This is a genomic window from Flagellimonas algicida (genome assembly GCF_049629585.1).
Lineage (GTDB): Bacteria > Bacteroidota > Bacteroidia > Flavobacteriales > Flavobacteriaceae > Flagellimonas.
Map to the genome: position 1 here is coordinate 1 of NZ_JBMYIX010000003.1, position 22,532 is coordinate 22,532.

Here is a 22,532-nt window from a genome sequence, read left to right on the forward strand (position 1 = left end):
AGGCTGGGCTCCATGTTCCTCCGGCATCCGGGGTTCCCCCGAGCTGTGCGAAAAGGTCGGCATCGGTCAGTACGTTGCCCTCACAGATGTTGATGTTGGCGTCGTTGCCTGCATCGGGCTGTGGTGTGATAGTAATGATGAAACTTTCCTCATCAAAACAGACCGTTGAAACTCCTCCCGTTTCATCATATATGTATAAGGTTATATCAGAAGTGATGACATCTCCTTCATTATAGGTACCGCCGCCGCCTAATGGACCTCCAGGTAAATCGTAATAAGATTCATTGCCTGAAAGGTTGGTTCCTGTTATAGGAGGAAGTATATAGGATTCACATGCTTCTTGATCAGGAATATCATTCACATTGGGTTGGAGGTAGATATAAATAATCTGTTGGACATCGGTATAGTTTCCATAGATATCCGTAATTCTATATGTACGCGTAATGGTTTCGGGATTGATTAGGCCATCTGAAACATCACCAATATGTATAACGGTATCCACAGCGCAGTTATCAGCTTCATCCGTGACAACACTTGGGTCTGGTAGAGGGGCGACACCGCAAACGGTCAAGGTCAATGGGTTACTGGCGGTTGGAGGAATATTGTCTACAATGGCTATGGTAAAAACATCTTGGTGCTCAAAATTCACATTATCGAAATAGGCATTTTGGCCCGCATCAATGCTTGTGGCAAGAATTTCGGTAAGAGTACCGGTCAAAAAGTCTCCATCTCCATCAGTATCTATCAATAGTGTTACATCGCCGCAGTTACCATTGTTTAGGATATCTGAACCGGAAAGATTTATCTGGACACTTACATTCGCAATTGGGTCGACTCCACCGGGGGAAACTGTTTTTTGTATTTTCCACTCCCTTCCAATTCGAGCACTGTAATCCGTAGGAAGTTCAACGAGAGATTGGTTGATATCGCCATGGTCATTTCCCCATAATAGATAGTTATGTAGCGTGGATGTGGTTGTTACCGAGAGGCTATTTGCAGTGGTGTTGTCAATTATTGGTCTGGATTGGTCTAGGTTATCCGTTGCAAAATTAGTGTCCGTTGACATAGTTACAACTGCTTCACTATTTTCACTTTTTGCAATGCGTTGATGTAGGTTATATCGTAGTTTTAAATCGTCATAAGATGTGTTGTCATCTCCGCCATCTATATCATCAAATCGATCCCTTCCCAATCCTGCGATGTCATATAGATATACTGGGTCGGGTTGCCATATAGTGGTGCCATCCGCAGCCAGATAGGTATATCCTTGGTTACCCACAGTACTTCCCAATTGCCCTGTATTGTTCAAGGTGATACCATATTTAATGGCCAAATAACTTTCCACTCGTTGTATGGAGTTGGCATCCAAAGGGCCATCGGCCAATAGGATTTCGGCAATGTTTCCTGTTAAGTTTCTATTGGAATCATTGCTGTTGAAATGCTTCCCTAGTCTATTGAATAAGTATAAATCCCGTTCAATATCTGGAAGGTTTTTCATGATGTTGATATCGGGCAAACCATTGACTTGTGTTCTCAAAACCTCATCTTCTAAAAAAGGGTTTGTGTCCACTTGCCGTATCAAGACACCAATGGTAGGTAATCCTTGAAGGTCAATATTGCCACTCTCAAAATCACTCCATGGAGTCCAAGTTCTTCCGAGTGAGAATCGATTACCATCCGAGATTCCAATGGAAAGATTGGTGGTGGAGCTATGATAGGTATCTATATCCCCGCCAAATAGGAGACGCTGGGTTTCTGCAGTATTACCCATGCCCCGGGCATGAAATACAATAAAGATTGTAATCTCTTCTCTAGTAGATGATCTAAAATGTAAAGCTTGTCCATCACCACTTCCATCAAATTCAATGGAAGGATTAAAGTTCATATCGTCTCTGCGTAGCGTTGGAACACGTGGAACTGAACCAATGGGGTTTAGGTATGCTGGTGAGCCAAATGAATGTTCAAAACCTAAGGGGTAAGGTTGGGGGTAATCTGCGGGAGTTGGATGTTGGACAGCATCCTGGGGAGTCCCATCAATGAAATCGTACCACGTTGTCACGGGAGTGCCATCAGCAGGGGCCAATGGAGTAAAGAGTTGAAATTGTCCGTTGGGAGTAGGTGCGGAATTGACTGCTCTATCTGCAGTAAGCCAAGTATCGACCTGTTGTCCAAGTGCGGCAGTACTTAAAAACAGAAAGCATAGTACGCATAGAGGCCGAAGTAGTTTAATGATGTAACGAAAGAAGGGGACCGGTTTTGATGTGGTCCATGCGGGGTTGTAGTGTAGTAAAAGTTTTGTCATAACAAGTAGGTTTATGGTGCATTTCTTGTTGGGGTTAAATCAAGAAATGGATTTGGTATTATAAAATAAAGTACTACTGTGTTACCAAAAGGGGGTCAATTAACCAATGGGCGTTTAGAATTGACGAAAGGGCGTTTAGAATTGACGAAAAAATCCACAACCCTAAAATTTTATGGTTTTTGTGCATATCTCGGGCAGGGTCATCAATTTGAAAATCGGGAATTAAAATCTAAGCTATACAATGAAAAAGCCGTCAAATAAGTTTGACGGCTTAACTATTACCATGGCCAACAGTACTGAGAGAAACCAAACCTTACACGCTCAGTTGAATTATGGACAGGATAGTTACTTTGGTCAGTGGTATTCTATTATTATAGCTTATGGAGAGCAAGGGGTAGTTTGATTAGAGCCTGATATCAACAAATAATCAACTTGATCCTTAAAACCATTACGACCAAGGAATTTGTTTAAATTCCTTGGCGTAACGGAAACCTCAACTAAACTAAACACTTTTTTGACCTATGGTCTTGAAAAGTGCATTGCTATATGTGCATGCGTTAAAAATTGATCTTGCTTTTCAATTTGGCTTTAACGCTTACTTGCACAACAAACATATGATGTTATTTGCTTTTAAAGGTGTCCCAATTAACCAATGCCCCATTTGATCTTACGGATGGGCCATTTGAATTGGTGGAATATAATTTGGGGTCGAAATTTGTCATAAAAAAACAGCCCCAAAATGGGGCTGTCTTATTTTATATCTGAAATAGGTATTCCTGTGAATTACGAATTGTCATCCACACCAGCATCCGGAGCATTGGTTTTTACGGAAGCAATCCCGTTTTCCATGGCCGCCGTGCTGGAATACATTTCACTATTGCCTATTACCTGACCGTTGGAAGCCTTCAGGTTGAAGTAAGGGCTACCGTCCTTGGCAGTCTTTCTGTCGAACCTACCATCTTCCTGAGAATTCTTTCGGACAGATTCAATTCCATTCTCGCAGGCGGCTTTGGTGGTATACGCTTCGCTGCTTAAGATCACTTGGCCGTTATTGGCCTTTAAATTAAACCTGAACTGACCAGATTTATCTGTTTTGATTTCAAATTTTCCCATACTGAATATATTTTGTGTCTTAAATCTAGATATTTTCTTAAAAAATGACCAATAAATAGGTGTAAAATTACCATTAAGCTAACAGATAATGGTCTTTTGCACAATACTTGAACCGATCAATGCCAGTACGGAACAGCAAAAGATAGGTTACACACGTACTTGCCCATCCCCAAATACATAGTATTTGTTGGTTACCAATTGTTTTAGTCCCAAGGGACCCCGATGGTGCAATTTATCGGTACTGATGGCGAGCTCTGCACCGACACCCATCTGTCCGCCATCGGTGAAACGGGTTGACGCATTTTGATATACCGCCGCACAATCCACATTTTCCATGAAGGTTTGGGCCACGGCATTGTTTTCGGTCATGATGCTGGCTGAGTGCCCTCCGGAATGGGTATTGATCTTTTCAATGGCCTCATCCAAATTGTCCACGGCCCCAATCACACATTTCATGGCCAAGAACTCCTCTTCCCAAACCGATGGGTCAGGAATGACATTCTCTTCAGATAAGATGGTTTTCACCTTTTTATCGACCAAAATCGATACGCCTTTGTCAGTCAATAGTTGTCTTAACTCTTTGAGCTTATCCCCATATCCCTTAATCTTTGTATCAATCAATATTTTGTCCAAGGCATTACAGGCCGAAATCTTATGGGTCTTGGAATTGATGATGACCTCCAAGCTTTTTTCCCAATCCGCTTCCGGGTGTACATAGAGGAAATTGTTCCCTCGACCACTGACCAGAACGGCACATTTGGCATGTTCTTTCACAAAAGCGATCAATCGTTCACCACCACGTGGGACAATCAGATCTAGGTCTTGGTCCGGGTTTTTCAAAAATTCTTGGGTCTGGGTTCGGTCCATTTCCAAGAACTGGATGAAATCGGAAGGGAGATTGTTCTCCGTCAAGGCCTGATGCCAGAACTTTACCAGCGCTTTGTTACTATGATAGGCTTCTTTACCGCCTTTCAACAATATTTTGTTATTGGCCTTAAAGGCCAGTACCGCAGCTTCCACCGTTACATCCGGACGGGATTCATAAATGATCATGATGGTCCCGAACGGAGCCGTTTTGTTGATGATCTTTAAACCATTGTCCAAATGTCGGGTAGATATTTCCTGATTTACAGGGTCCGATTGCAACCGCACTTCCTTTACGGCCTGTATCATTTGATCTACCTTTTTTTGGTCTACTACCAACCGATCATAGAGGGCTTGGTCGTCCCGGTCAAAGGCATCCAAATCTTTTTGGTTGGCTTGTAGGAGCTCTTCCCGGTTTTTGTCCAGGATGTGCTCCATGTCTGCCAATACTTTATTCTTTATATCTGTGTTCAATAATTTCATAGTCGTTTTTTAAAGGGAAACTTTGGTTCCCACTTTTTTTCCTTCAACAATGTCTATAATGATGTTCTCTTTCTTCCCGTTCACAATGTAGGACGGGATGTTATTGGCCGCCGCTATTTGGGCGTAGTTCAATTTAGAGCCCATTCCGCCACGGCCTTCGCCTTCGGCTTTGTTGCCCTCTTCAATATACTTGTCCAGATCTTCTTTGGGTGCGACTTTTTGGATGACCTCGGATTCCTCCTTTTCGGGATGCCCATTGTACAGGCCATCAATATCCGTCATGAGAATCAGTTTGTCTGCATTCATCAATTGGGCAATCAATGTGGCCAATTCGTCATTGTCCGAGAACATGGACATGGCCACTGAAACGGCATCGTCCTCATTGGCAATGGGCACAACACCTTCCGACAGTAAACCTTCTATGCAATTGATCATATTGTCCCGGTGTACCCCAGGATTAAAATCCCGTTTTGTGGGCAGCACTTGGGCACACTTCATCCCGTAATCACTAAAAATGTTGTAGTAGTGCCGCATCATTCTGGGTTGTCCTATGGCAGAGTATACCTGTCTGCGTTGGGTCTTGTCCTTTATTTTGGATTTTCCCAGCACCTCTTTTCCCGCGATTACGGAGCCAGAGGAGACCAAAATGGTCATGATGTCACGTTCGTAGAGTTCGGCAATCTGTTGCACCAAACTATTGAGTACGGGTCTTACAATTCTATTGTCCTTGTTGGTCATTACATTGGTTCCTACCTTAATGACCACGAGTTCTTTATACATGGTTTAATATTCTTCGCCGAGTTCCACGGCGCGGTTAAAGGCGGCAAAGGCCGCTTCTTTTATCAATTCGTTTACATTGTTATCTTCCATGGAGTCCAAGGCGGCCCTGGTAGTTCCTCCTTTGGAGGCCACTCTTTCCATCCAAGTGTCTGGATTAAGGTTGTTCTGGTTGAACAGTTCCACGGCCCCGGTAAAGGTTTGGCTTACCAGTACTTTGGAAACATTTTCGGAAAAGCCCATTTGCAGGGCGGCCTCCATCATACTTTGCATAAAGTAAAAAACGTATGCGGGACCACTCCCCGAAATGCCTGTAGAGGCATCAATAAATTTTTCATTTTTTACGCGGAGGGATTTTCCAGTGGTATCCAATAGGCCTTCCACCATAAAAAGCTCTAGACGGGAAACTTCGTCGGAAGAAACATAGCTGGTTAAACCCTTACCAACCTGAGCGGGTAAATTGGGCATGGCCCGTACCACTTTTTTAATACCAAGCGATTCTTGGATAAAGCCGATGGTGACCCCGGCCATTATGGAAATAAACAGTTGTTCTGGGTTCACCAATTTTTTCATGCGTTCAAATAGTTCTTCGGCATGGAAAGGTTTAACCGCCAAAAAGATGATATCCGCTTGGGGAACACAGTCCTCCAAACGATCTATGGCATCAAAATGGGCGATTTTATCGACCTCTTCCATTTTTTCCTTTGATTTGTCCAACACCATGATGTTGCGCTTTTTCAATAGCTTGGACTTGGACATACCTGTGGCGTAGGTAAGCCCCATGTTACCTGCGCCAATAACCAATACTTTCATTGTTTTATATAAAGGGTTAGAATATTGTTAAGCGGATACATTGCAATCCTTACAGTCTTTTACTTCTCCGTAATAAGTTTCACGGTATCTGTGCAACGTGCGAAAAGGAAGGCCAAAAATGTACTCTTTGATATAGGTGACCTGGGTAGTGAGTTCCCCCATTTTAACGCTATACCGTTTTTCGTACTTGGTCTTCCGCTTGATTTTTGTAAGTTTCATGATATGGTCAATGTGTTGATGACTATTCGTTTTCCCTGTTTAGGTATTTTTCCCGGTATTCGGCCGTTTTGATAGTCTTTCTTCGCCGTACCGATTTTTTGGTGTATTCCTGACGATCCCTGATTTGCTCCAATCGTTTGGTATTTCTATACTTTCTCTTGTAGCGTTTTAGGGCACGTTCTATACTTTCACCTGATTTTACTTCTATTTTGAGCATATTTTGATTTATCTGTTCAATCTCATTTCTGTGTGGGTCACGTCAAACCCATTCTCTTTAAAAAACGCTTCTTTCGGATATTGGTTTTCGTTGGTGATATGGACGGCTACGTCGCCTTTACAGTATTGAAGGGTGTATTCCAAGAGCTTTGGTTCAATGTCTTTGCCGCGATGCTCCCGGTGCACCACAAAAAAGACCATGAAGTTCTCGGGGATATAATCGCCCATCCCTGTTTTGTTGACCACGGCCAGACCAAGGATTTTTTCCCGTTCCTCAATGACAAATACATATCCACCCAAGCCCGGTATTTCCTTTGCCGAATACTGTATGGCTTTGCGGATGGCATTTTTTGATGCTTTTTTTCCATCTTGGTGGTCAAATATAAAATTGGTCAATCGGGCGGTTTCCATGGTGGAAAGCCGTGTATAAGCGTCATAGGTTTTAATCACCATGCTTTGATGCTTGTCTAAAATGTTTTTTTGATAGTTTAGGGTACGTACAATTGCATAGGAACGATGCAGGTGATTGCGGAGTTTTTCCACAATGCTACATCGCAAAAATCACCACTGAAGTGGTCTAAAATTTAAAGTGTAGGTGGGATGAATTTATCCGGTTGGTTTCTAAAAACCAGATATTGAAAGCTAAGGATCCTGCAATTTTTCCTTTCGTGGAGTTTGATCTTCATCGCTGCAAAGGTAGCCAATGCAAACGGTATATGCCAATTATACTGGGTTTTATGCTTTTTATAACGTTTGTGTCACGCTTTTGTTAACAGTTTTTTAGGCGATGGTTTACGGGACTATAGGTTTTTAAAATTGGGCAATTGGGAAACATCTGGGCAACCTATTTGTTCCATTACTTGCTTCAATTGGGTCTTTAACAACATGGCGGTATGGTCACCTCCGGATTTCCCTAAAGCCGCCGCTCCATACATAAAGGAACGGCCCAAAAACGCAAATTGCGCCCCACTGGCCAAGGTTCTGGCAATGTCCGGTCCTGAGCGTACCCCGCTGTCCATCATCACGGTGAGTTGATCTCCATATTTTGCCGCTATCCGGGTCAAGGGTTTTATAGTGGATTCCCCGGCATCCAATTGTCTGCCTCCGTGGTTGGATACAATAATGCCGTCCAATCCCAAGGATATGGCTTTTTCGGTATCGGCTTCTGTGGCGACTCCCTTTAGAACCAGTTTTCCTTTCCATAGGTCTCTGATTTGGGCAATTTTATCCATATCCATACGCTTGCTAAAGGTCTGGTCCATGAACAATCCCAATTGTTTTAAGTTGAGCCCTTTGGGCATATAGGGTCGCAATACCTCAAAATTGGGTTGGCCATGCTTTAGGGTTTCAAAGGCCCATTTGGGTTTACCCAATACTTGGAGAATATTGGCAATGTTCATCTTTGGGGGCATGGACAGCCCATTTTTGATTTCCTTGGCACGAAATCCAAAAACAGGGGTGTCGCACAAAAGGACCAATACGGGGCAGCCTGCTGCCTCGGCACGTTGAATCAAATCGTCACGGACCGATTTTTCCGTGGGATGGTATAATTGGAACCACGCTTTACCTTCGGTAATTTCACTGATGCGTTCTATGCTCGATGTGGTCACCGTACTCAGAATAAAGGGGATGTTGTGGTCAAAGGCAGCTTTGGCCAGAATTTCGGGGGAATTGGGCCACATCAACCCTTGAAGCCCTATGGGAGATATCCCAAAAGGGGCATCATACTCCTGACCAAAGATTTTAGTGGTCATGTTGGCCTCTTTGTAGGCATCCAAATACCTGGGTAACAACTCAACCTCTCTAATTTCCCGGGTGTTCTTTCTCAGATTCACCTCTTCATTGCATCCACTGTCCAGATATTCAAAGGCAAATCTGGGAATACGTTTGCGGGCCCCTTCTCGGAGGTCCTCAATGGAGGGATATCTAGGATTGAATTTTGGGGTATACCGGGCCATACTTACTGTGTGTTTCTTCTATCTGCGTGGTTCCAATTGTTATGCGGCTACTCCGATGGAGTGTTCTCCGCTGTATCAAAAACGTGTTTGGCGTAGTTGTAGCCTTTGGTTTCGTACAGTTTTCGCATATGGTTCAATCTGGATTTGAAATCTTCAAAATCCTTATCCTCTTTTTGCGACCAAACCACTTCAGATAGTGCAGTGGCTCTTGGTAGGGCCATATATTCCATATGCTCATCCGTTGGGATATACTCGGACCAAATGTTCCCTTGGGCTCCCAAGATATAGTGTTGTTGATCGGCCGATAATTCCTCTGGAACAGGCTCGTAGCTATATACTTTTTCAACCGGTAAGAAACCACCAATGGACAAAGGCTCATTGTCCGTGTCCTTGGACTGATAATGGTCAAAGTAACAATGGGAATTTGGAGTCATGATCACATTATGGTCTTGTTTTGCAGCTTCGATGCCTCCTTTTACACCTCTCCAGGACATAACCGTTGCATTGGGGGCCAAACCACCTTCCAAGATTTCATCCCATCCAATGATCTGCTTGCCTTTACTATTGAGGTATTTTTCCATTCGGGTTACAAAGTAACTCTGTAGGGCGTGTTCGTCCTCAAGACCTTCCTCTTTGATTCTTTTTTGGCAATTGGGGCAGCGTTCCCAGTTTTTCTTAGGACACTCGTCCCCTCCAATATGGATGTATTTGGATGGGAAAAGGGCGGTTACCTCGTCCAATACCCCTTCCAAAAAGGCAAAGGTCTCTTCTTTTCCGGCACAGTATACATCATTGTATACCCCCCATGACTCTTGAACTACCTTGGGTTGGCCATTTTTCTGTTGTTCCTTTGAAGCTTCGGACATTAGACCGTTGGGCACTTCAGTAGGTTCCTCAGGGAAGCAGCTCAAGTATGGATAAGAAGCAATGGCTGCTTGGCTGTGACCGGGAAGTTCAATTTCTGGAATGACCTCAACATGGCGCTTTTGGGCATAGGCCAAAACCTCCCTTATATCATCTTGGGTGTAGAAACCACCGTAACGCTCATTGTCGTTGGTTTCTCCAGGATAATGACCGGTTATGGTCCCATTTCGGTAGGCTCCAACCTTGGTCAGTTCAGGATATTTTTTGATTTCTATACGCCATCCTTGATCCTCGGTCAAGTGCCAGTGGAAGGTGTTCATTTTGTGCATGGCGATCATGTCGATGTACTTTTTCACAAAATCCACATCGAAGAAATGGCGTGCCACATCCAAGTGCATTCCCCTGTAAATGAACCGGGGTTGATCTTTGATGGTCACCGCAGGTACGGTAACATCGGTAATGGATGATCCTTCTTCGGGTAGGCTGATCAATTGTACGAGGGACTGTATGCCATAAAAAACACCTTTGGCATTTTTTCCAGAAATGTTGATTTGGTCAGGGGTCACTTCCAGTGTGTACCCTTCTTCATTTTCAATTTGATCGTTCAGTGTCAGAACGATGCTGGCCTTTTGGTCTGTAACGGATGGACTTACTTGGGTCAACTGTTGAATGGACTCGGCAAGAAAAGCCGCCTCTTCCTTAAGGTCTTCGGCAGCGCTGATGGAGGTGCTGCCATCTATCACAAACTTTCCGACCTGCATGGTCAACTCTGCAGGTTTAGGAATTACTTGATAGTCTTCCGCTGTGTTTTGAACGTTGTCGTACTTTCCGGTACAGGCCATTATAAAAATGGCCCCTACGGCTATAATCACTTTCTTCATAGGGTTACAAATTATAATTCAAATATTTTTTTGGTCAACAACCATTTTTCCCCGGGCTTGGCCGAAGGCAATGCTTGTTGGTAGTTCCACATCAATTTTTCCCATTCCTGCACTTTGGGGTTTTCAGCATCGGCCTGTTGTTTTGCTTCAAACGAAAAGGAAGCATCGACCTCCATAATCATGAACAGGCGATTTTCGATTCGGTAGATTTCCATATTTTGGATTCCGGAATCGGTGATGCTCTCCAAGATTTCAGGCCACACTTTTTTATGATGGTCTTCGTAGGCTCGAATGCTTTCTTCATCGTCCACAAGATCCAAGGCGAGGCAAAATCTTCTTAAATCTCCCATATGTGTTCATTTTTGAAGGTTTTGAAACCAAACCATGCAATGTAAACAAAACAGCAGAGCGGTAGTATAAACGAGAAGTTCACCTCTGAAACCCCCATCATTTTGGTATCGGCCACACCATTTCCGCCAACATCAATGATCATACCTTGTAGTTTGGGCATCAAGGCACCTCCAACGATGGCCATAACCAATCCGGCGGCACCCAATTTGGATTCCTCCTCGGTCAATCCGTTCAGGGCAATGCCATAAATGGTAGGGAACATGAGCGACATAAAGAACGAAACACCCACTAGGCAGTACAATCCCAAATGTCCCTCGATAAAAATGGTTCCTGCGGCACAGGCACCTGCCAACACGGCAAACCACATCAACAGTTTTCCTGAACTGATAAAACGGAGCATATAGGTGCCAATGGCCCTTCCCACCAAAAAGACGATGAACGCCACAAATTGATAGTTGGCGGCCACATCGCTGGCCATGCCCATGGCCTCGGCATATTGATAAATGTAGGTCCAGCACATGATTTGTGCTCCTACATACAGAACTTGGGCCAATACGCCCAAGATGTATTTGGGTCTATGGAACAACGCCTTTCCGGTTTCTTGGAGTGAAGGAATGGTGCCATCGCCTTTGGCTTGGGGCATCTTACTTACCAAGATCAACACAAAAACTGCCATGATCACCAATCCAAGGATAACATAGGGGTCTCTAATGACCATAAGGTCCGATGTGCGGATCAAGGCTTTTTTGGCTTCATCCAAGGACGAATAATCAGCGATGTCATCGGATTGTAATTTTTTAAGAACGAATTGCTGGGCAATGAGTAGCCCCAAAATCAACCCAACCGGATTGAAGACTTGGGCAAGGTTTAACCGCTGGGTGGCCGTTTCCTTGTCGCCCATGGCCAAAATGTATGGATTGGCGGTGGTTTCCAAAAATGCCAGTCCAAAGGTCAGGACGTATAGCCCCAGACAGAAAAACCAAAACTTTTCGGTGATGGCGGCAGGGTAGAACATCAAGGCTCCTGCGGCATATAGCGCCAAACCTATCAGTACCCCAACTTTATAGGAATACTTTCGGACGAACAATGCCGCTGGCAAGGCCATACAGAAATACCCTCCATAAAAAGCCATCTGTACCCATGCAGCTTGGGAGTTGGACAACTCCAACACTTTCTTAAAGGCCTGGACCATGGGGTCGGTCACCGCATTGGCAAAACCCCAGAGCGCAAAGAGCGAAGTGATCAGGATAAAGGGTAAGAGAACTTTTTTGGATACAATTTTTGGTTTGGTCATATGTGTTTTTTTAAAGCGAACGGTCCAAATGGGTATAGCCACCATCTACATAGATCAGTTGGCCGGTGGTGTGACTGGATTTTTCCGAAAGGAGAAAAGCTACAGTATTCGCAATTTCTTCCGGAGTGGTCATTCTTTTTTCCAAAGGGATATTGTCGGTAATTTCTTTGAGTTTTTCTTCTGGGTTGTCAAACGAATTTATCCATCTTTTGTATAATGGCGTAAAGGATTCGGCAACAATTACGGCGTTCACCCGAATGGAATAGGGGAGCAGCTCTACGGCCCATTCCCGGGTAAGCGAATTCCTGGCCCCGTTTGCAGCTGCATAACCAGAGGTGTTCCCTTGGCCCGTCACCGAAGTTTTGGAACCTATGTTCACAATACTGCCCTTGTTTTTCTTCAGATGGGGCAAGGCATGGTGGGCCATCACATAATAATGGCCAACATTGCGCTCCAAAGAACTTTTGAAATCGTCATAATTGCCATTTTCAAGCCCCACGCCGTCATTGACCCCTGCATTGTTTACCAGTCCATCGATTCTTCCGAATTCCTGAATAGTTTTTTCAATGGCATTTTTGCATTGTTGGGGGTCGGTGAGTTCCGCGATGGCATAAAAGGCTTTGCCTCCGGTTTTGGTGATTTCTTCCACAGCAGCCAGTACATCACTTTCCTTTCGTCCAATAATTACTGGGATGGCCCCTTCTTGGGCGAGCACTTGGCAAATACCATTGCCAATGCCCTTGTCACCTCCAGTGACCATAATCACCTTATCCTTCAATCCTAAATCCATGTATTATTGATTTGTGGTGAATACCCCTATTTCCGCAAAGGAAGTCCGGACATCCCCATTATGCTTTTCCAAAGCACGTAATTTAATGTATCTGCCCGAAACCGGCTCGAATTTAACCTTTTGTTCAATGCGATTGTTGAACACATTGCCAAATTCTCCTTTTGTTGCGGATTTCCATGTGCGGTTATCTGGACTGACCAAAAATTCGTACTTGGTGATCATTCCAAACGGATACCGTTCTTGGATGGGCCAGTAGCTAAATCCGGTAAGGGTATGGGATGCTCCCAAATCGATGGTGATTTCATTGATATTGGATGAGTCCTTATCCGTGGCCCAAAAGGTATAGGGGTCTTCATCCATGAGTTTAACTACATCCGCATTGTTTTCTAAGGCACCAACGACTTTCCAATCTTTTTTGGCCAAGTCAAAATATTGACTTACCGCTTGGGTCTGTTGTCCATTGTTTGGATTCACGGCAATGGCCTTTATGGTGGCGGGTGTCAAAACAGGAAAAGGACCCTCATATTTTTGTGAAGCTGTGGTTGGGTCATCCCCATTGGTGGTCACATAAAGATCTACTTCGTCATCGGGTACTTCAATGGAGACCATTCCCTCTCTGTTTCTGTTGATTTTTGGGTCCACCAAAAATGGAGGGGCATTGTAAAGTTCCAAAGTGGAGAGGGTGATGGGGCCTTTGGCATCCAAAATATCCACTTTTACTTGGGAAGTGGTAACTGTTTCAAACCTTAGGATACGTTTATAGCCCACCGTGGTTTGCTCATCCAAAACTTGCCATGCTCCATCGACTTCGGCACTGACTTTGAATTTTTTGATGCGTTGTCCCAAAGGAATATACTCTTGGAGGAGTATGCGATTGACTTTGGTGGGTTCATTAAAACGTATGGTAATGGAAGCCTGAGTTGTTCCGTCATCAGTGGCCCAATAGGTGTCAAAGTTTCCATCAATGGCCTTTTCTGCATTGAAGGTGGAACTGTTGCCGCGGACATTGGAGGCCTCAGCGGTACTTCCCTTGGCCAATTCTTGTGCAAAATCCTTATCGATTTGTGCCTTCAGCGCCATCAATTGTTGCACATCGGTTTCATGCACCAAGCCTCTGTCGTCGACAGGTAGGTTCAACAAAAAGTTCCCGTTCCTACCAATGGATTCGTAATACGTTCGCACCAAACGGGGCAAGGTTTTTACCTGATGGTCCTCACCGGGATGGTAGTACCACCCGGGACGTATGGAGGTGTTCACTTCGGCGGGTAGCCAATGTGTCCCATCTTCATGGCCGGAGCGCAGTTCCACATACCGTGGCCATCCGGGATAGATCTCATCCCTGCGCATCACGCTCCAGTTGGTCTCCTTGGCCCAACCTTCCTCGTTGCCCACCCAACGAACGTCCGGTCCGCCATCACCGAAAATGACCGCATTGGGCTGTAATTCCCGGATCATCTTGGTGGTCTTTTCCCATTCGTAATAAGTTTTGTTGTCTATTTTTCGGGTTTCGTTGGCACCGCCGTAGTATCCAGAACCTCCATTGGCACCATCAAACCATACCTCGAAGAGTTCCCCATAATTGGTCAACAGTTCCCGTAATTGCTCATGGAAGATTTCCACATATTCCGGTTTGCCATAATGCTCGTTGTTACGGTCCCAAGGAGAGAGGTACAACCCTAATTTAAGCCCGTACTCTTTGCAGGCATCGGCCAATTCTTGGACTACATCGCCTTTTCCATCTTTCCAAGGCGAATTTTTAACGGAATGCTCCGTGGTCTTGGTGGGCCATAAGCAGAATCCGTCGTGGTGCTTTGCAGTCAAAATGATTCCCTTCATGCCTGCCTCTTTGGCCACTTTGGCCCATTGGCGGGTATCCAATTGGGTTGGGTTGAAGAGATCTACAGATTCCCCTCCAGTGCCCCATTCCATATCGGTAAAGGTGTTCATGTTGAAATGGATAAAGGCATAGTATTGGAGTTCATGCCAATCCATTTGGCGTTGCGAAGGGGTAGGGCCAACAGCCTTTGGCGGTTCCACGGTTTGGCAAGCCATCAGTAAAAGAGTCAGGGCAAGGGTTAGGAGGTGTGCTTTTCGAATCATTTTCAGGGTTTTATTTTATGAGATACCAGGTATAGCCGTTCGGGGCTATTTCCACTTTTAGTGGAAGGGTATAATTTCTATTGACAGTATATTCTTTTGGGTTTTTTCCTTCGTGTGATACTTGGGCGATAGTATGAACATCCGTATAGTAAATGGGGATTTCCACGGTTTCGGTGATGGTTTTATCCGTGGGGTTGAACAGCATCACCAGACCTTTATTTTCTATATCTGGATTGACATGCATAAACCCGTCCCAAGACCTTCCATCGGGTCTTTTGAGGTGGATGATGTCAGAGTTTAGGATATCCCGGTATTTTTTATAATGTTCAATCTGTGATATTACCAGATCCTTGGTTTCCTTGGAATCGTATAAGCGGGGACCACGGTAACAGGCCTGCACCCCGGAACCATAGTTTTGGGCCATGTGTGCCTCATAAGAATCCAAATGGTCCTTTAGCGGCTCCAAAGTAGCTGCTTTTCCGCCTCCGTGATACTCGGTAAGCGGCACAAAGGTCCAAGCCATGGATGGTGTTTTTTCCCAAGTGCCGTCATAGATGTTTTGTCGCCCCAGTACAATCTGTTGCTCCCGGGGAAGCGACCAGTTCACCTCCCTATAACCAATGCCGCATTTGTTGGAGCCTTCCAAAAAGTAAAAGTCAGGAGCGTTCAGGTAGATGCCGTTTTTCCGCAACCAATGGTAAAAATCCACGGACATGTTCCATTGCACCCATTGCGAATCCTCATACCCTTTGTGGTATTTATGCGAGGTGGATGCACAGTGGTCGCCGGGGTAGGGCCCGTCATGTTCCAAGAGATCAAAACCTGTATTTTTCAAGAAAAACTTGAGTTTTTCCAAATAGTCCTTGCCCCATTCACTGGCCAAGCAAGGAGCGTTTCCAAACTTGGTGCCGCCCGGTTTCCCGGTTTCTTTGTTGATGACATCCACGGATTCGTTGATGCTTCGGCTAGAAAATAGGGAGTAGCCGCCCAAGGCGATACCCTTGCTATGGGCATAATCGGCCAGCTTCTTATATTTTTTGATGTTTTCCGGTGAATTGTCCTCCATGTTCAGCCCACTTCCAAAGCTAAGGATTACCATTTCGTAACCAGTATCCACACATTGGTCAATGGCGGCTTTCACCTCTTTTTCGTCCGTGCTGGTCAAATGCATGAAAATGGGATTTTCGGTGACCCATGGCGCCAGTTTTCGATACATTTTTCGGAGGCTGAGTGCGGTTTGTTCCCGATTGCCCCGTTCCTCCAACAATAATTCGTAGGTCCTGAAACTCTCAAAAGTGCTTCCGGGTTTTAGGTCAAGGTTGGGACCTACAGGGAGTTGACTCACCAATAGGCAAGGGGTCTCCATCTTCCAGTTGACTTGGGAGGTGTATTCCGGGTCTTGCTCCCAAAATGTGGTTACGGTAGATTCGCCAGCTGTAAACCCACCGAAAGCGTAATTGCTCTCCACATGCAAGTTGGGTTTTCGCCATGTGTTGGGAGTCTCTACTGGATTTTCCACTTCTGGAAAGGCCAACAGTTCGCTTTTAAATCGGTTTAGGGTGATGGTGTTCTTTCCATGATTTTCCACAGAAATCCATTTTGAGATCAACGGCATCCCATCAAAAATTTCATAATGAATCAAGACTTCAACGCCTTCCAATTCTTTTGATGCGTTGGTGAACTTTAGGATGAGGCGCTTTCCTGTGGCAAAGAAACTTTTCGCAGTGTTGTATCGTTGCTCGGGGTTCCAAGCAATGCGTGGTTCTATATCTTCAATGACATGGCTTGTGTATTGAAAATCGGAAGTTTTGGACTTTAGGTCTTTTAACCACGATTCCTTGAAATAGCCATGCTCTTTCAACCCATATAGTCCACCAACGTGATAAATACTGTCGTTCAGTGTGACTTCCGCTTCCGGCTTGATGCTACGGAGCATGGTTTCTTGTGTGGTAAGGTTTTTAAACTCTACCGTGGCCGCATTGGGCGACAACTGAATTTTCCGAAGTACCAATCCATTGGTCAACAAGATGGTATTTTCCGATTCCGTTATTTCTGCTTTATAGGTGTCCGGTTGCAGAAGCCAATCCGTTTGGACTTGGGCAAAAGAGACCATACTACAAAGTAGTATGAGGAACAGGACACTATTTTTTTGGTTCAACTTCATTCTGTTTGTGTTGCATTGGGCCAAGGAACTTGCTCCCCAGTTGCTTTGTCAAAAGGCATTTGGGCGTCAACTGCAATCAAATGTTCCGTAAGGATTTTGGCCAATTCCGTTACCTTTTCAGGATGTCCCTCCACCTTATTTTGGGTTTCCCCAATATCTTCTTTGATGTTATAGAGTTCCATTTGTTGGTTTTTGTGGAAATAAATCAACTTCCAATCTCCCAATCGGATGGCACTGAACGCATCGATTCCGGGTCCTTCGGGTCCCCATTCATTGGGGTAGTGCCAGAAAAAGGGGCGATTATCGGCAGAGATGTCGTCACCTTGCAATAGGGAAGTGAAACTTTGTCCATCCACCGCTTGTACAACTTTTGGACTTTCAACACCGGCCATTTCCAAAATGGTAGGGAAGAAATCTTCTATGATGACCGGGGTATTGGTCACGGAACCAGGAGTGGTCTTTCCGGGCCACTTCACCAACATGGGCTCTCGGATTCCCCCTTCGTAGATAGATCCTTTTCCACTAGCCAGAGGTTTGTTGTGGGTATGAGGTTCCCCACCACGGGCCACGGCGCTCAATCCTCCATTGTCCGACATGAAGAGAATAATGGTATTTTCTGCAAGCTGCTTTTCCTCCAGATAGTCCATGATGTCCCCCAAGCTTTTGTCCATTCCTTCCACCATGGAAGCATATTTGGCTTCGGTGCTGTCCAAGCCCTTGTCCAAATACCCTTGGACAAACCTTGGGTCACCCATGATGGGGGTGTGTACGGCGTAGTGCGCCATGTATAGGAAAAAAGGCTTTTGGTCAAGGTTTGAATCCAATTTTTGCAAGGCTTCTTGGGTCAATGCTTCTGTGAGGAAAATGTCCTTGCCATGGTATTTCTCCAATCCGGGTACCGCCCAAATCTCCTTCCCTTTTTTTCCATTGCCGAAGTTTTGCATCCCGTAATAGCTTTCTGGTGCGCCAGCGGCATGTCCGGCAATATTCACATCAAAACCTAAATTCAATGGGTTTTCGCCAGGGGTTCCAATAGCCCCAAAATGTGCTTTTCCTGTATGGACGGTGAAGTAGCCAGCGTCCTTTAAAATTTGTGGAAATGGGGTAGCGTATACCGCTAGTGAGTCGGTATTGTCTTGTGGGTTGATGCCGTTCGTGTTCCACTTTGGAAAGCCCAAGGTTGGATGGTTGTTCTCCATGGGCTGGATGGCATTTTTGTGCAAGGTCCAGTTGGTGACCCGGTGTCGGGCGGCATTCATACCGGTGATAAGGCTTATCCGTGTAGGGGAACAGACGGGAGTGGCATAGGCTTGGGTAAATTTCATGCCCTCGGCGGCCAAACGCTCCATGTTGGGGGTTCGGTACCGATCATTGAACGGGGTTCTCTTGTTCCAAAAGGGGACAGAGGTGTCTTGCCACCCCATGTCATCCACCAAAAAGAGAACAATATTGGGTTGTGATACTTCTTGCTTTTTTTCTTGCTCCTTGCAGCCCAAAAGCAGTGCTCCAAAGAGTAGGACAAAGCCAAAATGTTGTAGTGCGGTTTTCATCTTAGTTGCTTTCAATTACAGAACCGTCTTCGCGGTACAAGTCTATTTTACCATCCAAGAGTACGGCCAGAACGGTCATGTTTTCATCCAAAACATAATCGGGGACTTGAATGTATTTGATGCCTGGATAATGACTCCAATATATTTTTCCCACCACTTTGTGGGATAGTTTGGTGCCATCGCCAACCACCCATATGCGGTTGATTTTGTTCTTTATTCCCCGGAGTACGATTTCCCCGTTTGGATTTCCCTTTACGAACAGATACAGGATGCTTTTATCCTTTGAAAGCGTAGTGGGCCCATAAAAGTGTTCTTTTGGGATACCCGCGCCTGTATCAAAAATGGCCTCTTTGTGCTTCTGGGTCCAACGTCCCAAACCAGTCAATAGTTCTTCCTGTTCCTTGGGAATGGAACCGTCTCCTTTGGGGCCAATGTCCAACAACAAGTTTCCACCCGATGAAATGACATCGGTAAAAATGCCGATCAATTGGTCAAGACTTTTATAGTCATGATCATTTTTTTGATACCCCCACGAGTTGTTCATGGTCATGCAGAGCTCCCAATAGTTGTCTTTGGGGCGGGTAACGGGCATACCCTGCTCGGGAGTGGCATAATCCCCATGTCCTTGCAATCTGGAATTGATGATGGTGCCGGGATTTCGGTCGAGCAGCATTTGCCGTACCTTGGGGGCTTCCCACTCCGCGGAACTGTGCTCCCAATCCCCGTCAAACCACCATAGATCCGGATTGTAGGTTTTTGAAAGTTCCTTGAGCTGTCCTTGGTAATAGTTTAAAAAAGTGTTCCATCGCTTGGGGTCATCCGCGGGTTTATACCGCATGGAGTCCCTAGTGTGGTGGGTGTAGTCTTGATAGGACCAATCAGGAAGTGAATAATAGATGCCCACTTTTAATCCTTCCTTTCTCAGGGCGTTCACAAAAGGGGAAAGCACATCCCTTTTGGCGGCTGAAGCCTTTTTGGCGTTAAAATCACCAAACTTGCTGTCCCAAAGGGCAAACCCATCATGGTGTTTAGAGGTGATGACCGAGTAACGCGCCCCACTCTTTTTGATGAGGTCGGCCCAAGCTACTGGGTCATAGTTTTTGGCGGTGAATCCATTGGTCTGTTTCAGGTAATCGTTGTGTGAAATATACCCGTTAAAAAAAGACCAAGACTCATCAATGCCGTTTACGGCATATAGGCCCCAGTGGATAAAAATACCCAGTTTGGCATCTTGGAACCACTGCATCTTCTCTTCTTCCGGTTGTGTATTGTTCTGCGCATGTCCGGGAAGTGATGTCAAAAATAGCAAGGTTAGAAGGCCTAATTGGGTCAACTTGTCAAGGGCTATCTGGATAATGTTCTTTTGCAATGGTGATGTCATTTTATATGGGGTCATTTAATCGTTTGTCTTTGTAAGGTTTGTATTTAGCTTGATTTCTTCGTTGGCCTTCATTGGTAGGTCAATCATGGACGAGCCATATTTTATGGTAATGTTCGTGTCGGATGGGGAACGAAAAGCAACTTCCTCCAAGATACCATTCTTCCAGTTCATGTCCACCTCAATATTTCCCCTGGCCTTTAGGCCAGTTATTTTTCCGTCCTTCCAGTTGGGAGGAAGTGCAGGCAACAATCGAATAAAACCTTCGTGCGATTGGGTCAGCAGTTCCGCCACCCCGGCGGTATATCCAAAATTACCATCAATTTGGAAAGGGGGGTGCATGTCGAACATATTGCTTGCCAAAGAGACCTCAAAGAATTTTTGGATGTTTTCCCCTGCTGAGGTGCCATCCAATAGGCGGGCGTTCAAATTGATCATCCAGACACGGCTCCAACCGGTTCCCGCACCACCATGTTCCAATCGGTAATCAATGGTTTTTTGCGCAGCGGCAAAAGCTTCGGGATTGTTTTCTGTAATGTCGTCCCCAGGGTGAAGGGCATAGAGATGCGACATGTGCCGATGTCCTTTTTCAGGTTCATCATAGGGTTCGTTCCATTCCAAGATGCGTCCATCCTTTCCAACGATCACTCCGGGATGTAGTGCAGCTCTCTTGGTTTTTACCTCTTCCACAAGCTCGTCTTCGATGTTCAAAATCTGGGCCGTTTCCAAGAAATTATCGAACACCTCTCCAATGATTTGATGCCCCATGGCGCTTCCCATGGAAACTGCGGCCGATTTTCCGTCTGGGTTGTAATAGGAATTTTCCGGTGAGGTTTCCGGGGTGGAGATCCATTTTTCGCTTTTGGGGTCCCAAGTCAACCAATCCAGATAAAAAGAGGCAATGTCCTTAAGGACAGGATAGGCCCTATCACGCAAAAAATCCTTGTCTTGGGTGAATTGATAGTGTTCCCAATAATGCTGGGCGCACCATCCGCCCCCATGGATCCACGATCCCCAATAGGCTCTTTCGGCCCGCATAAATGGGGTGGCCCAAAGGTCTGTAGTATGGTGGGCCATGGTACCTCTGGTAATACCGTATTGTTCCTTGGCTGTTTTTCTTCCTCGTTCCAATACTCTATCGATAAGATTGAAAAAAGGTTGGTGGAGTTCACTAAGATTAGTGACCTCTGCTGGCCAATAATTCATTTGCAGGTTGATGTTGAGGTGGTAATCGGCATTCCAAGGTGCTTCAAGATGTTCGTTCCAAATCCCCTGCAGATTGGCCGGATTGGTGTTGGGTCGTGAAGAGGAAATCAACAAGTACCTTCCATATTGAAAGAGCAGGGATTGCAATCCCAGATCTGTGCTTCCATCCTTGCAGCGTTTTAAGCGCTCATCGGTAGGAATGTGGTCCAAATGGTCTTCACCTAATTCAAAAGTGACCCTGTTGTAAAGTTTTTGGTAGTCCGAAACATGTTGTTCCAAAAGCGATGTAAACGACTTCTGCGTGATTTTGGAAAGGGTTTCGTTATTTTTTTCAGGAAAATTGTCGCCTTGATAGAAAGAGGTATTGCCCACAATAAAAATCAAGGCTTTTTGAGCTCCTTTTATAGAAACCTTGCCTTCTTTGGCGGTGATTTTTCCATCAGGGGTCACCACCTGAAGTCGTACCTCAAAACGCACCCCATGATCAATGGGCAAGGGTTTGGAGAACCGCTTTCCGCCATATTGGGTCACTTGCCCCAACATACTGATTTGATTTTGGGAAGGGTTGGAAATACTCACTGTGGCTTTGCCATGATCCTCAGGTCTGCTTAGGGAAAGTTCCAGATTCAACCCTTTCGGGGAGGTGGTGGTGATTTCCATCACCATGGCATCATCGGGCTGGGAGGCGAATACTTTTTGGGTGTAAAGGTTGCCGTTAAGGGTATAGGAGGTAGAGGCCAATGCTTGATTGAGGTCCAGTTCCCTGCGGTAATCAGTGATTTCCCCTCTTTCTTTAAAATCAATGAAAAGGTCGCCCATGGTTTGGTGAGAGCGTAGGACAGTCTTGTTGGAGAATTTCTCAACGATCAAGCTATCTACTTCCGCAGTTTTACCTTCTCGCAACAATTGCCGCAACATTTCGAGGTCTTCGGGAGTTCCCTGTGCGTCTTCCCAATCGGGTCCTCCGGCCCACATGGAATCCTCGTTCAGTTGAAGGCGCTCCTTGAGAGGGCCTCCAAAAACCATGGCCCCCAAACGGCCGTTACCAATGGGAAGGGCCTGCATCCATTCTTCAGCGGGGTTGGAATACCATAAAATATCTTTGGAATCCTGAGCATTCAAGCTGGATAGGATACCAGTCAAAATGAAAACCAGCCCCATTTTCAATTTTAATGGGATGGGGTTCTTCGGAACAAAAGAAGAGCATTT

General features: G+C 45.3%; 18 protein-coding genes. All 18 read right to left on the bottom strand.

Annotated elements, in window-relative coordinates; all coding sequences use genetic code 11:
• A partial coding sequence (locus ACPD8L_RS13800; RefSeq protein ID WP_481129035.1) for a DUF8202 domain-containing protein occupies positions 1-2,302 on the bottom strand: 2,302 nt, incomplete at its 3' end.
• Between the two features lie 783 nt (positions 2,303-3,085).
• Positions 3,086-3,415, bottom strand: a complete 330-nt coding sequence (locus ACPD8L_RS13805) for a YegP family protein (protein ID WP_116217039.1) — start codon at positions 3,413-3,415, stop codon at positions 3,086-3,088.
• 147 nt (positions 3,416-3,562) lie between these two features.
• Positions 3,563-4,762: a glutamate-5-semialdehyde dehydrogenase gene (locus ACPD8L_RS13810; RefSeq protein WP_423943874.1), complete on the bottom strand. Its 1,200-nt coding sequence runs from the start codon at positions 4,760-4,762 to the stop codon at positions 3,563-3,565.
• 9 nt (positions 4,763-4,771) lie between these two features.
• Entirely contained in the window at positions 4,772-5,542 is a 771-nt protein-coding gene (proB, locus tag ACPD8L_RS13815) for a glutamate 5-kinase (protein ID WP_116217041.1), read from the bottom strand.
• Between the two features lie 3 nt (positions 5,543-5,545).
• Positions 5,546-6,352, bottom strand: coding sequence for a pyrroline-5-carboxylate reductase (proC, locus tag ACPD8L_RS13820; RefSeq protein ID WP_116217042.1), 807 nt, complete (start codon positions 6,350-6,352; stop codon positions 5,546-5,548).
• A 27-nt stretch (positions 6,353-6,379) separates the two neighbouring features.
• Positions 6,380-6,571 (bottom strand): hypothetical protein, encoded by a 192-nt coding sequence (locus ACPD8L_RS13825; RefSeq protein ID WP_116217043.1) that lies wholly within the window; start codon positions 6,569-6,571, stop codon positions 6,380-6,382.
• A gap of 22 nt (positions 6,572-6,593) precedes the next feature.
• The gene (gene rpsU / locus ACPD8L_RS13830) at positions 6,594-6,788 is read right to left on the bottom strand and encodes a 30S ribosomal protein S21 (protein WP_116217044.1); all 195 of its coding nucleotides are present in this window, start codon (positions 6,786-6,788) and stop codon (positions 6,594-6,596) included.
• Between the two features lie 8 nt (positions 6,789-6,796).
• Positions 6,797-7,240, bottom strand: coding sequence for a GNAT family N-acetyltransferase (locus tag ACPD8L_RS13835; RefSeq protein ID WP_136564665.1), 444 nt, complete (start codon positions 7,238-7,240; stop codon positions 6,797-6,799).
• 347 nt (positions 7,241-7,587) lie between these two features.
• Positions 7,588-8,745, bottom strand: a complete 1,158-nt coding sequence (locus ACPD8L_RS13840) for an alpha-hydroxy acid oxidase (protein WP_272608759.1) — start codon at positions 8,743-8,745, stop codon at positions 7,588-7,590.
• Between the two features lie 47 nt (positions 8,746-8,792).
• Positions 8,793-10,490: a beta-N-acetylhexosaminidase gene (locus ACPD8L_RS13845; RefSeq protein WP_421810665.1), complete on the bottom strand. Its 1,698-nt coding sequence runs from the start codon at positions 10,488-10,490 to the stop codon at positions 8,793-8,795.
• Positions 10,491-10,501: 11 nt separating this feature from the next.
• On the bottom strand, positions 10,502-10,840 hold the full coding sequence (locus tag ACPD8L_RS13850; protein WP_116217047.1) for an L-rhamnose mutarotase: 339 nt from the start codon (positions 10,838-10,840) through the stop codon (positions 10,502-10,504).
• Positions 10,828-12,135: an L-fucose:H+ symporter permease gene (fucP, locus tag ACPD8L_RS13855; RefSeq protein ID WP_423943877.1), complete on the bottom strand. Its 1,308-nt coding sequence runs from the start codon at positions 12,133-12,135 to the stop codon at positions 10,828-10,830. The genes ACPD8L_RS13850 and fucP overlap by 13 nt, the downstream gene beginning before the upstream one ends.
• A 10-nt stretch (positions 12,136-12,145) precedes the next feature.
• Positions 12,146-12,925: an L-fucose dehydrogenase gene (locus ACPD8L_RS13860; RefSeq protein ID WP_423943878.1), complete on the bottom strand. Its 780-nt coding sequence runs from the start codon at positions 12,923-12,925 to the stop codon at positions 12,146-12,148.
• A 3-nt stretch (positions 12,926-12,928) separates the two neighbouring features.
• On the bottom strand, positions 12,929-15,025 hold the full coding sequence (locus ACPD8L_RS13865) for an alpha-L-fucosidase (RefSeq protein WP_421810668.1): 2,097 nt from the start codon (positions 15,023-15,025) through the stop codon (positions 12,929-12,931).
• A gap of 10 nt (positions 15,026-15,035) precedes the next feature.
• Positions 15,036-17,189: a glycoside hydrolase family 36 N-terminal domain-containing protein gene (locus ACPD8L_RS13870; protein ID WP_423943880.1), complete on the bottom strand. Its 2,154-nt coding sequence runs from the start codon at positions 17,187-17,189 to the stop codon at positions 15,036-15,038.
• Entirely contained in the window at positions 17,186-18,739 is a 1,554-nt protein-coding gene (locus ACPD8L_RS13875; RefSeq protein ID WP_423943882.1) for a sulfatase, read from the bottom strand. The genes ACPD8L_RS13870 and ACPD8L_RS13875 overlap by 4 nt, the downstream gene beginning before the upstream one ends.
• Position 18,740: 1 nt before the next feature.
• Complete coding sequence (locus ACPD8L_RS13880) at positions 18,741-20,135, bottom strand: alpha-L-fucosidase (RefSeq protein WP_423943884.1); 1,395 nt, start codon at positions 20,133-20,135, stop codon at positions 18,741-18,743.
• Positions 20,136-22,484, bottom strand: coding sequence for a glycoside hydrolase family 95 protein (locus ACPD8L_RS13885; protein WP_423943885.1), 2,349 nt, complete (start codon positions 22,482-22,484; stop codon positions 20,136-20,138).
• Positions 22,485-22,532 lie beyond the last annotated feature (48 nt).

Excerpts from the sequence above, each read along its gene's own strand:
- ACPD8L_RS13825 (WP_116217043.1), bottom strand. The coding sequence starts at position 6,571 with ATGAAACTTACAAAAATCAAGCGGAAGACCAAGTACGAAAAACGGTAT.
- ACPD8L_RS13845 (WP_421810665.1), bottom strand. The coding sequence starts at position 10,490 with ATGAAGAAAGTGATTATAGCCGTAGGGGCCATTTTTATAATGGCCTGT.
- ACPD8L_RS13875 (WP_423943882.1), bottom strand. The coding sequence starts at position 18,739 with ATGAAAACCGCACTACAACATTTTGGCTTTGTCCTACTCTTTGGAGCA.
- ACPD8L_RS13840 (WP_272608759.1), bottom strand. The coding sequence starts at position 8,745 with ATGGCCCGGTATACCCCAAAATTCAATCCTAGATATCCCTCCATTGAG.
- ACPD8L_RS13870 (WP_423943880.1), bottom strand. The coding sequence starts at position 17,189 with ATGAAGTTGAACCAAAAAAATAGTGTCCTGTTCCTCATACTACTTTGT.
- ACPD8L_RS13805 (WP_116217039.1), bottom strand. The coding sequence starts at position 3,415 with ATGGGAAAATTTGAAATCAAAACAGATAAATCTGGTCAGTTCAGGTTT.
- ACPD8L_RS13880 (WP_423943884.1), bottom strand. The coding sequence starts at position 20,135 with ATGACCCCATATAAAATGACATCACCATTGCAAAAGAACATTATCCAG.
- proB (WP_116217041.1), bottom strand. The coding sequence starts at position 5,542 with ATGTATAAAGAACTCGTGGTCATTAAGGTAGGAACCAATGTAATGACC.
- ACPD8L_RS13850 (WP_116217047.1), bottom strand. The coding sequence starts at position 10,840 with ATGGGAGATTTAAGAAGATTTTGCCTCGCCTTGGATCTTGTGGACGAT.
- ACPD8L_RS13835 (WP_136564665.1), bottom strand. The coding sequence starts at position 7,240 with ATGGTGATTAAAACCTATGACGCTTATACACGGCTTTCCACCATGGAA.
- rpsU (WP_116217044.1), bottom strand. The coding sequence starts at position 6,788 with ATGCTCAAAATAGAAGTAAAATCAGGTGAAAGTATAGAACGTGCCCTA.
- ACPD8L_RS13810 (WP_423943874.1), bottom strand. The coding sequence starts at position 4,762 with ATGAAATTATTGAACACAGATATAAAGAATAAAGTATTGGCAGACATG.
- ACPD8L_RS13865 (WP_421810668.1), bottom strand. The coding sequence starts at position 15,025 with ATGATTCGAAAAGCACACCTCCTAACCCTTGCCCTGACTCTTTTACTG.
- ACPD8L_RS13885 (WP_423943885.1), bottom strand. The coding sequence starts at position 22,484 with ATGGGGCTGGTTTTCATTTTGACTGGTATCCTATCCAGCTTGAATGCT.
- ACPD8L_RS13860 (WP_423943878.1), bottom strand. The coding sequence starts at position 12,925 with ATGGATTTAGGATTGAAGGATAAGGTGATTATGGTCACTGGAGGTGAC.
- proC (WP_116217042.1), bottom strand. The coding sequence starts at position 6,352 with ATGAAAGTATTGGTTATTGGCGCAGGTAACATGGGGCTTACCTACGCC.
- fucP (WP_423943877.1), bottom strand. The coding sequence starts at position 12,135 with ATGACCAAACCAAAAATTGTATCCAAAAAAGTTCTCTTACCCTTTATC.